Source organism: Paenibacillus sp. IHBB 3054, from assembly GCF_051594305.1.
GTDB lineage: Bacteria > Bacillota > Bacilli > Paenibacillales > Paenibacillaceae > Paenibacillus_AQ.
The window spans coordinates 216,098-230,802 of the sequence record NZ_JBOFBG010000005.1; the positions used below are offsets into that span (position 1 = coordinate 216,098).

At 52.6% G+C, this 14,705-nt stretch carries 12 protein-coding genes and 1 riboswitch; of the genes, 5 read left to right on the top strand and 7 right to left on the bottom strand.

Translation table 11 applies throughout. From position 1 onward, the window contains the following. The first annotated feature begins 14 nt into the window (after positions 1-14). Positions 15-821: a LuxR C-terminal-related transcriptional regulator gene (locus ACQ76X_RS08970; RefSeq protein ID WP_438493095.1), complete on the top strand. Its 807-nt coding sequence runs from the start codon at positions 15-17 to the stop codon at positions 819-821. Between the two features lie 99 nt (positions 822-920). Here ACQ76X_RS08970 and gcvPB read toward each other — a convergent pair whose 3' ends face one another. From gcvPB to gcvT, 3 genes are read right to left on the bottom strand one after another with little or no spacing between them, the layout of a single operon-like run. Next, positions 921-2,381, bottom strand: a complete 1,461-nt coding sequence (gene gcvPB / locus ACQ76X_RS08975; protein ID WP_438493096.1) for an aminomethyl-transferring glycine dehydrogenase subunit GcvPB — start codon at positions 2,379-2,381, stop codon at positions 921-923. Further along, a complete protein-coding gene (gene gcvPA / locus ACQ76X_RS08980; protein WP_438493098.1) occupies positions 2,378-3,730 on the bottom strand; it encodes an aminomethyl-transferring glycine dehydrogenase subunit GcvPA in 1,353 nt (450 codons plus the stop codon). Before gcvPA ends, gcvPB begins: the two co-directional genes overlap by 4 nt. After that, on the bottom strand, positions 3,727-4,851 hold the full coding sequence (gene gcvT / locus ACQ76X_RS08985; RefSeq protein ID WP_438493100.1) for a glycine cleavage system aminomethyltransferase GcvT: 1,125 nt from the start codon (positions 4,849-4,851) through the stop codon (positions 3,727-3,729). Before gcvT ends, gcvPA begins: the two co-directional genes overlap by 4 nt. A gap of 239 nt (positions 4,852-5,090) precedes the next feature. Further along, positions 5,091-5,187: riboswitch (glycine riboswitch) on the bottom strand. 182 nt (positions 5,188-5,369) lie between these two features. Between gcvT and gcvH the strand changes: the two genes are divergently transcribed. Next, positions 5,370-5,762 (top strand): glycine cleavage system protein GcvH, encoded by a 393-nt coding sequence (gene gcvH / locus ACQ76X_RS08990; RefSeq protein ID WP_038597232.1) that lies wholly within the window; start codon positions 5,370-5,372, stop codon positions 5,760-5,762. Positions 5,763-5,844: 82 nt separating this feature from the next. Here the strand turns inward: gcvH and ACQ76X_RS08995 are convergent, their stop codons facing one another. Genes ACQ76X_RS08995 through ACQ76X_RS09005 form a run of 3 tightly spaced genes read right to left on the bottom strand, consistent with a single transcriptional unit; the run spans position 5,845 to position 8,192 of the window. Then, positions 5,845-6,480, bottom strand: a complete 636-nt coding sequence (locus ACQ76X_RS08995; RefSeq protein ID WP_438493102.1) for a hypothetical protein — start codon at positions 6,478-6,480, stop codon at positions 5,845-5,847. Positions 6,481-6,519: 39 nt separating this feature from the next. Continuing rightward, a complete protein-coding gene (locus tag ACQ76X_RS09000; protein WP_438493104.1) occupies positions 6,520-7,410 on the bottom strand; it encodes a flagellar motor protein MotB in 891 nt (296 codons plus the stop codon). After that, positions 7,407-8,192 carry a flagellar motor protein gene (locus tag ACQ76X_RS09005; RefSeq protein ID WP_076109591.1) on the bottom strand — a complete coding sequence of 262 codons (786 nt, stop codon included), beginning with the start codon at positions 8,190-8,192 and terminating at the stop codon, positions 7,407-7,409. Before ACQ76X_RS09005 ends, ACQ76X_RS09000 begins: the two co-directional genes overlap by 4 nt. A gap of 181 nt (positions 8,193-8,373) precedes the next feature. On the opposite strand from ACQ76X_RS09005, the gene uvrB reads away from it, so the two are divergent. Then, the gene (gene uvrB, locus ACQ76X_RS09010) at positions 8,374-10,365 is read left to right on the top strand and encodes an excinuclease ABC subunit UvrB (protein ID WP_438493106.1); all 1,992 of its coding nucleotides are present in this window, start codon (positions 8,374-8,376) and stop codon (positions 10,363-10,365) included. Between the two features lie 251 nt (positions 10,366-10,616). Here the strand turns inward: uvrB and ACQ76X_RS09015 are convergent, their stop codons facing one another. Then, positions 10,617-10,835 (bottom strand): hypothetical protein, encoded by a 219-nt coding sequence (locus tag ACQ76X_RS09015; RefSeq protein WP_438493108.1) that lies wholly within the window; start codon positions 10,833-10,835, stop codon positions 10,617-10,619. A gap of 164 nt (positions 10,836-10,999) precedes the next feature. Between ACQ76X_RS09015 and uvrA the strand changes: the two genes are divergently transcribed. Beyond that, entirely contained in the window at positions 11,000-13,873 is a 2,874-nt protein-coding gene (gene uvrA / locus ACQ76X_RS09020) for an excinuclease ABC subunit UvrA (protein ID WP_438493110.1), read from the top strand. Positions 13,874-14,376: 503 nt separating this feature from the next. Next, a complete protein-coding gene (locus tag ACQ76X_RS09025) occupies positions 14,377-14,586 on the top strand; it encodes a hypothetical protein (protein ID WP_038597219.1) in 210 nt (69 codons plus the stop codon). Positions 14,587-14,705 lie beyond the last annotated feature (119 nt).

The window sequence follows — 14,705 nt, forward strand, 5'->3', positions numbered from 1 at the left end:
GGAGGTGGAGCTATTTGAGTATCTTTGACAAGACGAGAGTCTGGTGCCTGCCCGGGGACTTGAAGGAGGAGCAGCTTAAATTATTCCAGCCAGTCGCCAAACAAGAAGGAGCTATACCTGCTGAATTGACAGCGGTTTCTTCGAGTGAAAAATGCAAAGACCGTATTTATCATACAGCAATGATTGCTTCCATCCGCAACGAAATGAAAAAAATCAGCCATTTTATCTCCATTCCTTATGTTGTGTTCTTAACTGGCAAGGAGGGCGTCATTCTGGAGCTGGTATCTTCCTCTCCGGATCTTCAAGCGGATATGCTTCAGGCCGGTATGGGTGTCGGTGTCAGCCTAGGAGGGCAATATTCTGGTTTAAATGCGGTCTCGTTGGCTATGGAAATGAACTGTATAGGTGTAGTGAGAGGCGAGGAACATTCCAATATTGTATTTAAAGGATGGAATTGCGTATGTGCTCCGCTGCAGAGGGATGGCAAAGTGTATGGTTATGTGGATATTTCCTTCAATAAAAATGAACAGATTGAATTTGCCATCCCCTTCGTGCAGCAGGTGGCTGAGAACATTTCGGAGAAGTGGATGGAGCAGCACCCGGAGATGCAGCAGTACCGGCTGGAGGCCAGTTTTCAGGAATTTAGACTGACTGCGCGCGAACAAGATGTGTCCCGGTTATGGCTCATGGAGAAAAGTGCGCTGCACATTGCCAACGAGCTGGGGATCAGCGAAGGCACAGTGCGTAACATGGTCAAGAACATCTACAGTAAAATGCGTGTAAATGACCGGTGGCAGTTCACCAAAAAGCTTGCGCATTAACAGATTTTTATACATATAAAAAGAGCCGGCCCGCGATAATTGGTATCCAGGGCCGGCTCTTATTCAATTCTTATAGGGCCGGTTTAGGGATAATCAGCTTTAACCGCAAGAGCAGTTCAGTACTGGCTTGCGTGCGGCCTGCGTTTCATCCAGACGGCTGATTTCCGTAGTGTGCGGAGCATTGATGACGATTTCCGGAGTCTCCTGGGCTTCCTTGACGATTTGAATCATCGTTTCGATGAAGCCATCAAGCGTTTCCTTGCTTTCGGTTTCGGTCGGCTCAATCATCATGCACTCTTCCACAGTCAGCGGGAAGTAGACCGTTGGCGGGTGGTAGCCGAAGTCGAGCAGGCGTTTGGCTACGTCCAGCGTGCGCACGCCGTATTGCTTAAGATTCTTGCCGGACATCACGAACTCGTGCTTGCAGACACCCGGATACGGAATTTCAAAATACGGTGCCAGCCGGTGCATCATATAGTTGGCATTCAGCACGGCGTTCTCGGAAACCTCACGCAGGCCGTCTGGCCCGTAGGTACGGATATAGGCATAGGCACGGACGAGAATTCCAAAGTTGCCGTAAAAGGCCTTGACCCGCCCGATGGATTCCGGGCCGCCATAGTTCAGCGAGAAGCTGTCATCTTCATTCTTGACCACTGTAGGCTGCGGAAGAAAAGGAATCAGCTTCGCTTTCACGCCAACAGGTCCGGCTCCCGGACCGCCGCCGCCGTGCGGGGTGCTCATCGTCTTGTGCAAATTCAAATGCACCACATCGAAGCCCATATCGCCGGGACGGGTAATGCCCATAATGGCATTGGAGTTGGCTCCATCGTAATAGAGCAATCCGCCCGCTTCATGTACAATTGCGGCAATCTCCACGATCTGCGTTTCGAACAGGCCGAGTGTGCTGGGGTTGGTCAGCATCAGCGCGGCGGTATCGCTGCCGACAGCTGCCTTCAGCGCTTCAAGATCAACCATTCCTTTATTATTGGAAGGAATCGTCACCGTATCGAGTCCGGCTGCTGCGGCGCTGGCCGGGTTGGTGCCATGCGAGGAGTCCGGCACAATCACCTTCGTGCGTGTCTCGCCGCGGCTCTCGTGGTAGGCGCGGATCATCATCAGGCCAGTCCATTCACCATGTGCGCCTGCGGCAGGCTGCAGGGAGACGGCATCCATGCCGGTCAAAGCGGAAAGATCATTTTGCAGGGTGTACATCAGTTCCAGAGCTCCCTGAATGCTTTCTTCCGGCTGGTAAGGATGAATCTTGGCCAGTCCCGGGAAGCGGGCAACATCTTCGTTGATCTTCGGATTGTATTTCATCGTGCAGGAGCCGAGCGGATAGAATCCGTTGTCGACGCCGAAGTTACGCCGGGACAGCGCGGTGTAGTGGCGGATGACATCCACTTCGGATACTTCCGGCAGCATGACCGGTTCGCTGCGCAGAAGTCCTGCAGGGATCAGTGCATCAAGGTTCTCGTCCTGCGGAACATCACACTCAGGCAGGGAGTAGGCCGAGCGGCCGGGACGGCTAAGCTCAAAGATCAGACTTTGTTCCGGTTTCATAAACAGCCCTCCAGTGCGCTGGCGAATTGGTCAATTTCGGTTTTGCTTCTTTTCTCCGTGACGGCAACCAGCATATGTCCGGCAAGCTCCGGATAATCACGGCCCAGATCGTAACCGCCGAGATAACCTTCTTTAATGAGCTTGGAATTAATCCTGCTCACTTCACTTCCTTCGGGAAGCTTCAGGACGAATTCGTTAAAGTAAGGAGCTGAGAACGCAGCCGCAGCACCGTTAATTTCGCCGAGCTTGCCGGCGGCATAGTGGCTCTTGCGGATGTTCAGCTCGCCAACCTCGCGCATGCCTTCTTTGCCCATCACGGACAAATAGACGGAAGCGCATAGCGCCAGCAGCGCCTGGTTGGAGCAAATGTTCGAAGTGGCTTTTTCGCGGCGGATATGCTGCTCGCGGGCCTGCAGCGTCAGCACGAAGCCGCGTTTGCCGTTCCGGTCAACGGTCTGGCCGACAATCCGGCCCGGCATGCGGCGCATCAGATGCTCCGCTACGGCGAAGAATCCGCAGGTTGGTCCGCCCAGCGAAGCCGGAATGCCCAGCGGCTGCGCGTCACCGACGACGATGTCGGCGCCGAGCTTGCCCGGCGTTTCCAGCACGCCGAGCGCCAGCGGGTTGGCGCTGACAATGAACAGACCTTTGACGCCGTGGATCAGCGGCTCGATGGCACCGAGATCTTCTATCGCGCCGAAGAAGTTCGGTGACTGCACCAGGACAGCCGCCGTGTCGCCGTCGATGGCTGCGGCAAGCTTCGCTTGGTCGGTTACACCGTCTTTATAGTCAATCTCTACGACATCGAGGCCCCAGGCACCTGCCGAAGTGCGCAGCACCTGGCGGGCCTCCGGATGCACGGTTCGGGAGACAATCAGCTTTTTGCGTTTGGTGGCACCAGCTGCAAGTACTGCCGCTTCCGAGAAAGCCGTAGCGCCATCGTACATGCTGGCGTTGGCCACCTTCATGCCGGTCAGTTCACAAATGTAGGACTGGAATTCAAAGATCGCCTGCAGCTCGCCTTGGCTGATTTCCGGCTGGTAAGGAGTATAAGCAGTATAGAATTCCGAACGGGAGATGACATGATTGATGACGACCGGGATATGATGGTCATACAGGCCGGCGCCGAGGAAGCTGGCGTGGGTATCGAAATTGGCATTTTTGTCGGCCAGCTCTTTCATATGGCGCAGCAAGGCGTATTCATCCAGCGCCTCCGACATCGGCATAGTTCCCTGATAACGGACGGCCTCGGGAATATCGGAGAACAGCTCCTCCATGGACTGAATTCCGACTGCTTCCATCATTTCGTGGCGGTCTTGTTCAGTCATTGGCAGATAACGGTGCTTCATTGCGGCTTCACTCCCTGGCTCTTTTTGTAGAATGGCGCTTTGACCACGACAGCCTTGAGCTGCTTGCCGCGGATCTCTACGTTTACCTCTGTGCCTATTTCACTGTAAGCTGCATCCAGCAGCGCAAGTCCGAGATTGCGTTTGAGTGTCGGAGACTGTGTTCCGGTGGTCACTTCACCGATCTTCACTCCATTCCCGTATACAGGGTAGTGGGAACGCGGAATGCCGCGGTCGATCATTTCCAGACCAACGAGGCGGCGGGGCAGACCGTCAGTCTTTTGCTTCAGCAGCGCCTCACGGCCGATGAAATCTTCTTTGTCCAGCTTCACGAAGAATTGCACGCCCGCTTCTAGCGGCGTAATATCCGCCGACAGCTCCTGGCCGTACAGCGGCATCTTGGCTTCAAAGCGCAGCGTGTCGCGTGCGCCAAGACCGGCCGGTGTCAGGCCGTGCGGAGCACCCGCTTCCAGCAGGCCGTTCCACAGCGCAGCCGCCGTATCCGGCGGCGCGTAGAGCTCGAATCCGTCCTCGCCGGTATATCCGGTGCGGGAGAGCAGAACGTTCACGCCGCACACCTCGGCGTTCTCGATGAAGTGGAAAGGCTTCAGCTCAGCAATGGGAGCCGCTGTAACTTTGGAGAGGATGGCCTCAGCCAGCGGGCCCTGCAGGGCGAGCAGAAGAGTCTCATCCGAGATATTGCTCAGGCTGACGCCGCTGAATTCCGCGGTGAGATGCTCCTGCAGCCATTGAAAGTCCTTGTCGATGTTGGAGGCGTTCACGACAAGCATGTAACGCTCTTCGCCAAGACGGTATACGAGCAAATCATCGACAACACCGCCGTTTGGATATAGAAGCAGCGTGTACTGCGCTCCACCGTCTGCCAGCTTGCTGACATCGTTGGTCGTCATTTTTTGCAGGAAGGCTTCCGAGCCGCTGCCGCTAACCATGAATTCACCCATATGCGACACATCGAACAGTCCGGCTTGCCCGCGGACGGCCTCATGCTCCTTGACGATTCCTGTAAACTGCACCGGCAGCTCCCAGCCGCCGAAGTCAATGCATCTGGACTCCGCATAAGCAGAATAAAGGTCATAAAAAGGCGTTCTTTTCAAAGCGTTCATGTGCTCACTCCCTTGATCTGATTACATGCAAGCCTAACGGGATTTCCTTTGCCGGCAGGGACGGAGTCCGTTTCTGCCCATTAAAAAAAAGGACAGGCGGAAGCCAAATATGCGCACGCGCATATTTAGACTTCCGCTCTGTCCTTTGTACCTGAGAGTTACCCTGCTGTGAACCCGGCAGGTTTCCCCGTTGGTGACCAGTACGCTGCAATGGCAGGGCCTGATGCTCTCCAGAGATGCGTCCGGCAAAGGTCCTTTTGCCTGAGAGATTCACCCCGTAGAGGGCTTACTCCTTCGGCGCCGTCTTCAAGAGACGGTCTCTCCCTATGCCATCATTCGCAAACCGTATAATTTTCTGCTGACTCCATTAAAACGGGTATGGAGGTGCACTGTCAACAAAAAAACGTCAAAAAGATGACAAATTTAAATTTCCTGTCAGTTATATTGACATTGAGCAGGACGATAACTTAGTCTATAACTAAATTTACAACTCCAATTCGGAAATGAGGCGGCTTGAAATGAGTGAAGTGCTAGATAACCTGCTGTACAGCGAAGAGCATGAATGGGCGCAGCAGGGTGAAGGACGGTTAATACGTGTTGGGATTACGGACCATGCCCAGCATTTACTGGGCGATATCGTATTTGTGGAATTTCCTGAAGTTGGATCGGCTATTTCTGCCGGGGACAGCGTGGGCAGCATTGAATCCGTAAAGACGGTTTCCGAATTATATTCACCGGTATCGGGAACGGTGACCAAGATTAACGATGCACTGGAGAACAGCCCGGAGCTGATTAACGATCAGCCGTACAGCGGGGGCTGGATTTTTGAACTGGAGATCGAAGGCGAGTATGCCGACGCCGTATCGGGACTGCTGGACGCAGCCGCTTACCGTGAACGGGTTGGGGAATAGCAATTGGTTTTATAAAAAAATTATTAAAGACGGATTTCGCGCATTAGCTGCACTAATGTGAGGAGTCTGTCTTTTTGCGCTTTCAGCGGCTTGGAAAATCTGCAAGTCCCGGATAAAAATGTGGAGCCATCCGCCACAAGAGGGGCAGCAGTGCAAGGCCAATCAGGATGAATAAACAGCATAGAAGGATAAATCTGTAGATTTTGCGAGGGGGTGCAGCCGGTCTGAGCACAAAGTAATAAACGCCGATAGAGTAAAAGGGATACAGCAGGACAGCTGCCATGGCCATACAGACAAAAAAGGTCATCTCACCGGCTGAGCTGGGAATCATTGCGTCCGGGTAATACACGGGATCAAGCTGCAAAAAGATAACGACAAACGGCACGTAAGCGAAAAACAGGTGCAGAAAAAAGCAGCGGATGCGTCCGTTGTCGGCCAGACCGTAGAGCATCCACCAGACTCCCAGCCAGGGCAAAGCAAAAGCGCCGCCCGCAAGCAAAAAACGAACGGCGATTTGAATCAGCTTGCTTAGCGGATACACATTGGCTTGTTCGCCCCAGAAAAGGGAGTACGACGAGAGTAAAAGGAAATAAGCCATGCCCCCAACGAAGAAAGTAATGATTCCCTGGAGAAACGCCGTAACCAATAACGAGACTAGTAGACGCAGATTTTTTAATAATCGGGTGGGATCAGGTGATGTTCCGTTTAGAGTTTCCATACCTACTCAGACTCCTTTAGAAGCAAATGTAACCTTTCATCATCTGCTGTTCTGGGCTGATAGGCGGAATTGTTCTTCGTCTTGAAGCTGCCGCAGCACGATTAGCTCGACTCGGCGGTTTTTCTGTTTTCCAAGCAGCGTAGTATTGTCGGCAGCGGGCCGGGTATCGGCATAGCCGGCATACTGGAAGGTATCCGGATCCAGTCCTTCATTGTCGAGGAAGAAACGCAGGATGGAGAGTGCCCGCGCGCCTGACAGCTCCCAGTTGTCGTTATAGCGCGAGCCAACCGACACCGGGGTATTGTCAGTATGTCCCTCGATGCTGATGGATGCGCCTATGCCGCGGAACAGGCCTGAGAGCTGGCGGAGCGCAGGGAATGCAGGTGCTTTCAGCTCGGCTTTGCCGGCATCGAACAGGAACCGGTCGCTAAGTGTAATGGCAATGCCCTGTGGTTTATCTGCAACAAAGATCTGATCTCCGAGGTTGTTGTCTTCAACATATTTGGTGATGACGCCCATCAATGAGGCCAGCTTCGCTTCCTGTTCCTTGAAAGCCAGTTCACGTGACGAAGGCGGCAGAGCCGCCTCTCCGGCATCGGCTGTGCCTGCAACATTATCTTGAGTGCCTTCGCCAGCGACAATTGCAGAATTGCTTCCTTGTTTCTGACTGTTTGCTGAGCCGCTGTTTTCCGTTTCTTGTTGGGTCTCCAGAATACCATCGCCACCTTCAAGCACAGGGTTGCCGCTCCTGAACGTTTCCGAAAGGGAACCGGTGACAATCTTGTATTTCTGCACGTCCAGACTGCTCATGGCGAACATAATGACGAAAAATATAAGTAAAAGTGTAATGAGATCGGCATAAGTGATCATCCAGCGGTCATTGCTCTCCCGGCCTTCGGCGTGCTGCTCACGCCGGTTTCTCTGCCTCATAGCAGCCCTCTTGCATACTCACGCTCACGGCTTCCGGCAGAATCCGCAGTGAAGGAGCTAAGCTTCTTGCGCACCAGCTGCGGATGATCCCCGTTCTGCAGGGCCAGAATGCCGACCAGCAGCATCTCCATGCCAGCCAGCTCGGTTTGGCTGCGGGATTTGATCTTGGAGGCAATGGGTAAAAATATTAGATTAGCGCTGGCTACACCGTAAAGCGTCGCTGTAAAAGCGACTGCGATGGATGCTCCCAGATTGGAAGGATCGGTCAGATTGCTGAGTACATGGATCAGTCCCATGACCGTCCCGATAATCCCCATCGTTGGTGCGTAGCCTCCGGCCGCCTCAAATATTTTGGCGTAGCCGTTGTACTTCAATTCTTTGGCGTCCATGTCCAGCTCCAGAATCTGGCGAACCTCGTCAGCATCTGTGCCGTCGACGATCAGCAGCAATCCTTCACGGGTAAAGGGATTGGGATGTTCTTCGGCTTTTTGCTCCAGCAAGAGCACGCCGCCGCGCCGGGTAATAGCAGCCATGGAGATCAGCTCCTCCGCGTTCTGCTCACTCAGGTCCGGATGCCTGCCAAAGGCCATGCGCAGTGCAGCAGGGATGTGACGCAGTTTAGATGCGGGAAAGCTGATGAGAACAGCGGCCAATGTGCCGCCAAAGACAATCAGTGCAGCATTAGGCTGCAGCAATCCGGAGAGATTGCCGCCTTCCCAAAAGAAGCCGCCGATCATAGCGGCCAGTCCAGCCAGGAGGCCGATAATTGCGGTGATATCCATAGGTTATGACTCCTTACTTTTCTATATATTATGGTTTGCATGAATGTAGGCAACACTGTATAATAAACGGGAACAAGTATTCTTATCTTCCATATTTTTCAGGATTGTATGGAGAGCCAGTACTTAGGGCCACAATTATACTATACTACTATATTTTAGACGATAGAGGGGAGACGGGCAAATGAGTGATATTGTCGTCAGTACGAAGACTTTTGAACTGGAGTCCGAATACACACCCCAGGGCGATCAGCCTCATGCCATTGAGGAATTATTGGACGGCATCCGGCAGGGCAAGAAGCACCAGACGCTGCTGGGAGCGACGGGCACAGGTAAGACATTCACCGTCGCACAAGTGATTTCCAAGTTAAACCGCCCCACGCTGGTAATAGCGCACAATAAGACACTTGCTGCACAGCTGGCGAGTGAATTCAAAGAGTTTTTCCCGAACAATTCGGTAGATTACTTCGTCAGTTACTACGATTACTACCAGCCAGAGGCTTACATTCCCTCCTCCGACACCTACATCGAGAAAGATTCCAGCATCAATGAAGAGATAGATAAGCTGCGCCACTCCGCGACCAGTTCATTGTTTGAACGGCGTGATGTCATTATTGTAGCGAGTGTGTCCTGCATTTACGGTCTCGGTTCGCCGAAGGAATACGGAAGCCTCCTGCTCTCGCTGCGGGTAGGGATGGAGAAGCCACGTAACCAGATCTTAAGCAGACTTGTAGATATCCAGTATCAGCGAAATGACATGAATTTTGTCCGCGGTACATTCCGTGTGCGCGGCGATGTGGTTGAGATCTTCCCGGCATCACAGGGAGAACATGCCATCCGGGTAGAATTGTTCGGCGACGAGATTGAACGAATTACCGAGATTGACGTGCTGACCGGAGAATTAATCGGTGAACGTGAGCACATCGCGATCTTTCCGGCCTCTCACTTTGTAACCCAGGAAGAAACGATGAAGGTTGCGATCGTCAACATCGAACGTGAACTGGAGGAACGGCTGGCCGTTCTTCGTGACGCAGGTAAGCTGCTGGAAGCCCAGCGGCTGGAGCAGCGGACGCGTTATGACATCGAGATGATGAAGGAGGTCGGCTTCTGCTCCGGGATTGAGAACTATTCCGGACCGCTCACCTTCCGTGAGCCGGGTGCAACCCCTTATACCTTGATGGACTACTTCCCGGATGACATGCTGATTATTATTGATGAATCTCATGTTACCCTTCCGCAGATCAGGGCCATGTACAACGGTGACCGTGCGCGGAAGACCGTCCTGGTAGAGCATGGATTCCGCTTGCCGTCAGCGCTGGATAACCGGCCGCTTCAGTTTGAGGAGTTCGAAGACAAGGTAAGCCAGATTGTCTATGTATCCGCTACGCCAGGTCCATACGAAATGGAACACTGCGATACGATGGTGCAGCAGATTATCCGCCCTACCGGTCTGCTTGATCCGATTATTGAGGTGCGTCCGACAGAAGGCCAGATCGATGATCTGATCAGTGAAATCCGCGACCGTGTGGAGCGCGATGAACGGGTACTGGTAACGACACTTACGAAGAAAATGTCCGAGGATCTGACCGATTACTTCAAGGAGATCGGGATCAAGGTCCGATATATGCACTCTGATATCAAGACGCTGGAGCGGATGGCGATTCTGCGTGATCTGCGTCTCGGGACGTTCCATGTCCTCGTGGGTATCAACTTATTAAGAGAAGGACTGGACTTGCCAGAGGTATCCCTTGTCGCGATTCTCGACGCCGACAAGGAAGGTTTCCTCCGTTCTGAACGCTCACTGATTCAGACTATCGGCCGTGCCGCCCGTAACTCAGGCGGCCGCGTCATTATGTATGGTGACCGTATTACGGATTCCATGGAGAAAGCTATGAGCGAAACCGAACGCCGCCGGGAGATCCAGATTGCCTATAATGAGAAGCATGGAATCACCCCGACGACGATCAACAAGAAAATCCGCGAAATCATCGAGGCGACCAAGGTCGCCGAATCCAAGGCCGAATATCTCACCGGCGTGGGCGGCAAGATGAACAAGAAGGACCGCCAAAGCCTGATGCAGCGTCTGGAGGCCGAGATGAAGGACGCCGCCAAGAACCTGCAATTCGAGCGCGCCGCCGAGCTGCGTGATGCTTTGCTGGAGCTACGGGCCGAGTAAATATTTAAGCGAGTACCGGAACGGCGCTTCCCAGGCCGTTCTTTTTAGATAAACTGCTCCGTTGTCTTGTTGCCTGTTGTCAGCGCATCCCGCAGGGACAGCCGTCTTGGCGGTTTCCGGTCTTAGCGCATCCCATAGGGACAGCCGCTCTGGTGGTTTCCGGCTTTAGCGCATCCCGCAGGGACAGCCGCTCTTGATGGTTTCGGTTCTAGCGCATCCCGTAGGGACAGCCACCCTGGCGGTTTTCGGTTTTAGCGCATCCCGTAGGGACAGCCGCCCTGACGGTTTTCAGTTTTAGCGCATCCCGCAGGGAGAGCCGTCCTGGTAGTTTCCGGTTTTAGCGCATCCCGTAGGGATAGCGTCCCGGCACGCAGCAGCATGCAGCGTGCCGACCAGCGGAGCACGGACGTTGAAGCGGTCCCTTTAGGGACAAGCGCTCCGAGCACCATAACAGCTAAGTACAGCCCCACCCATCTCCTTCACCAACCTTGCGGGTGTCCAGAGGGCGGAGCCCTTGGGGCCCTCCCTTGGGAGGGAGGGTTTGGGAGGGATCGAAAATATTTTGAAATGTAGCTTTTAAATAAGGCTTTGAACTAGTTTTGAACTAAATGATTTATATAAAGGAGAGGTACCGTTGGCGAACGAAAATATAGTAATCAAAGGCGCGAGGGCGCATAATCTCAAGAACATTGACGTAACGATTCCGCGGGACCGCTTCGTCGTGCTTACGGGACTTAGCGGCTCCGGCAAATCGTCGCTGGCGTTCGATACGATCTACGCGGAGGGACAGCGCCGTTATGTCGAGTCCCTGTCGGCGTATGCCCGCCAGTTCCTGGGCCAGATGGAGAAGCCGGACGTTGATTCCATCGACGGATTATCTCCGGCAATATCGATCGACCAGAAGACTACAAGCCGCAATCCGCGCTCAACGGTAGGTACGGTTACGGAGATTTATGACTATTTGCGGCTGTTGTTTGCCCGGGTCGGCCATCCTCATTGCCCGGATCACGGGATCGAAATTACATCACAGACCGTCGAACAGATGGTGGACCGGATTATGCAGTATCCCGAGAAGACGCGGCTGCAGATTCTGGCACCGGTTATTTCCGGGCGCAAGGGTGAACACAAGGGGCTGTTTTCGGATATCTCCAAGCAGGGATTTGTCCGTGTGCGCGTTGATGGCGAGCTGCGGGAAGTCACTGAAGATATTCAACTGGAGAAGAACAAGAAGCATACCATCGAGGTCGTGGTTGACCGTATTGTCATCAAGGATGATATGGAGACTCGTCTGACCGACTCGCTTGAAACAGCCTTGAAGCTCTCGGGTGGACAGATTCTGGTTGATGTTATCGGCCAGGAAGAACTTCTGTTCAGTTCGAATTTTGCTTGTCCGGTATGCGGATTTAGTATTGAAGAGCTGGCACCGCGTATGTTCTCCTTCAACAGCCCTTTCGGCGCTTGTCCAGAGTGTGATGGACTTGGTATGAATATGGTTGTCGATCCAGATCTATTAATTCCGGATTCCGAGAAATCGATTGAAGAAGGAGCGTTTCTGGCCTGGACCGGCAGCACATCGAACTACTACCCGCAGTTTCTGAAATCGGTCTGTGAGCACTTTAAGATTCCGCAAAATGTTCCTGTAAGCAGCCTGACTCCCGAACACATGAACAAGCTGCTCCACGGCACAGGCAGCGAGAAGATCCGGTTCCGGTATGAAAATGACTTCGGCCAGAAAAAAGATGCGCTGGTTGCCTTTGAAGGAATTATTCCGAATCTGGAACGACGTTACCGCGATACGGCATCGGATGGAATCCGTGAGTTTATCGAAGGTTTTATGAGCGCCAAGCCTTGTAATGTATGCAAGGGCAAACGGCTGAAGAAAGAAATTCTTGCGGTCACAATTAATGAGCAGAATGTAGCGGATGTTACGGATCTCTCGATTGGCGACTGTTTGGACTTCTTTGATAATCTGGTGCTTAGCGAGAAGGAAACAGCCATTGCCCATCTTATTCTGAAAGAGATTAGCAGCAGACTTGGCTTCCTGGTGAATGTGGGTCTGAATTATTTGACGCTCAGTCGTGCGGCAGGTTCACTCTCCGGCGGTGAGGCGCAGCGGATCAGACTGGCGACGCAGATTGGCTCCAGCTTGATGGGCGTTCTGTACATCCTGGACGAGCCAAGTATTGGTCTGCATCAACGAGACAATGACCGGCTGATCGCCACACTGGGGCATATGCGCGATCTCGGCAACACATTAATTGTGGTTGAGCATGATGAAGATACGATGATGGCGGCAGACTATATTATTGATATCGGACCGGGTGCCGGTATCCACGGCGGACAGGTTATTGCCCAAGGAACGCCGCAGGAAATCATGAAAGACCCGAATTCCTTGACCGGAGAGTACTTAAGCGGACGCAAGTTTATTCCGGTTACGTCCAAACGGCGGCCAACCGATGACCGCTGGCTGGAAATTCGCGGAGCCAAAGAGAATAACCTGAAGAATGTAAATGTCAAGATTCCGTTAGGTGTCTTTACTGCAGTGACTGGAGTTTCCGGTTCTGGCAAATCGTCGCTGGTTAATGAAATCCTCTATAAGAGCCTGGCCCGTCAGTTGAATAAGGCCGTTAAGGTCCGTCCCGGTCTGCATAAGGAAATTCGCGGTCTGGACAATTTGGACAAGGTCATAGAGATCGACCAATCGCCGATCGGCCGCACGCCGCGTTCCAATCCGGCTACCTATACCGGGGTGTTCGATGATATTCGTGATCTGTTCTCCAAAACCAATGAAGCCAAGGTGCGCGGATTCCAGAAGGGCCGCTTCAGCTTCAACGTCAAAGGCGGCCGTTGCGAGGCCTGCCGTGGAGACGGAATTATCAAGATTGAAATGCACTTCCTGCCGGATGTCTATGTTCCTTGCGAAGTATGTAAAGGCAAACGTTACAACCGCGAAACACTGGAAGTGAAATACAAGGGCAAAAACATCTCTGATGTGCTGGAAATGACGGTAGAGGATGCAACCGGGTTCTTCCAGAACATCCCGCGCATCCACCGCAAAATGCAGACCTTGCTGGATGTGGGTCTTGGGTACATCAAGATTGGCCAGCCGGGAACGACGTTGTCCGGGGGTGAAGCGCAGCGCGTGAAGCTGGCTTCCGAGCTATACCGCCGCAGTACCGGCAAGACACTGTACATTCTGGATGAACCGACAACAGGGTTGCATGTGGATGACATCGGCCGCCTGCTGGAGGTGCTGCACCGCCTGGTGGATTCCGGCGAATCCGTTCTGGTCATCGAACATAACCTCGATGTGATCAAGACGGCCGATTATGTTATTGATATGGGACCGGAAGGCGGCAGCGGCGGGGGAACGGTACTGGCTACAGGGACACCGGAGAAGTTAATCACCGTTGCGGAGTCCTATACCGGCAAATACCTGAAGCCGATTCTGATCCGCGATACGGAGCGGACTAAAGCTCTGCAGCTGCAGACGTCGGAGACAGTATAACTGCACTTCATGAAGAACAAAAGAGCCACAGCATTTTCGCCGTGGTTCTTTTAGTTTTTCGGCCTTATTTTTCAATAATCATTCGGATAATGTTCAGCCCGTCTTTCTGCACTTTGCCAAATTAAAACTTGGCCAGCTCAGCAAGCATTGTACCTCAACAGGCTTGAAAGCCATCATAGAAATAAGGACAGCTTAATGGTTGAATCAGGCATATTGGGAGCATGTCCGCAGTAAGATTCAAAGAGAAGGATTTGCGTTGAATGATTAGCAGGGATGGAAAACAGCCTTACATATAATTCGCTCTTTGAAAAATCAATACAAAACATGGTGTCAATGAAAAATATCATGATTTTTGGCCCTGAATCCGCTGCGAAAAATATTTATCGTGACTTTTACATAAAATTTATGCAATTCCTATTGCGTCACTGAAATGGTAGCGATAACATAGAGGGAGATATGGATTAGATGAACTTGCTTGACAACACTTTCGAGGAGGTAATGCCATGCTGCTTGCAGAAGCTGCTGCGCAAGAACCGTCTAAATTTCATACCTTCGATGTATTTATGATCGCCTTTACCATCCTGATACTCATTGGGGTCATCCGGCTGCTGCGGGCTCCGCAGAAGAACAAATTTGCGATTGGCTTCGGAGTGGTAAGCTTGCTGGTATTTGCGGTTTCGGATTACGCGATGCTTATGCACTGGTTAAGCTGACACAGGAACACTGCCCTGCTTCAGATTCAAGTCAAAACAATTACAGATTTTAAGTTAACCCAAAGACACCTTTAACCGCCGTCAGGCGCGACTAAAGGCGTCTTTTTCAAATTATGCAC

Bases quoted from the DNA above. Each gene is read 5' to 3' on its own strand.
- ACQ76X_RS09025 (WP_038597219.1), top strand. From the start codon at position 14,377: ATGCTGCTTGCAGAAGCTGCTGCGCAAGAACCGTCTAAATTTCATACC.
- gcvPB (WP_438493096.1), bottom strand. From the start codon at position 2,381: ATGAAACCGGAACAAAGTCTGATCTTTGAGCTTAGCCGTCCCGGCCGC.
- ACQ76X_RS08995 (WP_438493102.1), bottom strand. From the start codon at position 6,480: ATGGAAACTCTAAACGGAACATCACCTGATCCCACCCGATTATTAAAA.
- ACQ76X_RS09000 (WP_438493104.1), bottom strand. From the start codon at position 7,410: ATGAGGCAGAGAAACCGGCGTGAGCAGCACGCCGAAGGCCGGGAGAGC.
- uvrB (WP_438493106.1), top strand. From the start codon at position 8,374: ATGAGTGATATTGTCGTCAGTACGAAGACTTTTGAACTGGAGTCCGAA.
- ACQ76X_RS09005 (WP_076109591.1), bottom strand. From the start codon at position 8,192: ATGGATATCACCGCAATTATCGGCCTCCTGGCTGGACTGGCCGCTATG.
- gcvPA (WP_438493098.1), bottom strand. From the start codon at position 3,730: ATGAAGCACCGTTATCTGCCAATGACTGAACAAGACCGCCACGAAATG.
- gcvT (WP_438493100.1), bottom strand. From the start codon at position 4,851: ATGAACGCTTTGAAAAGAACGCCTTTTTATGACCTTTATTCTGCTTAT.
- gcvH (WP_038597232.1), top strand. From the start codon at position 5,370: ATGAGTGAAGTGCTAGATAACCTGCTGTACAGCGAAGAGCATGAATGG.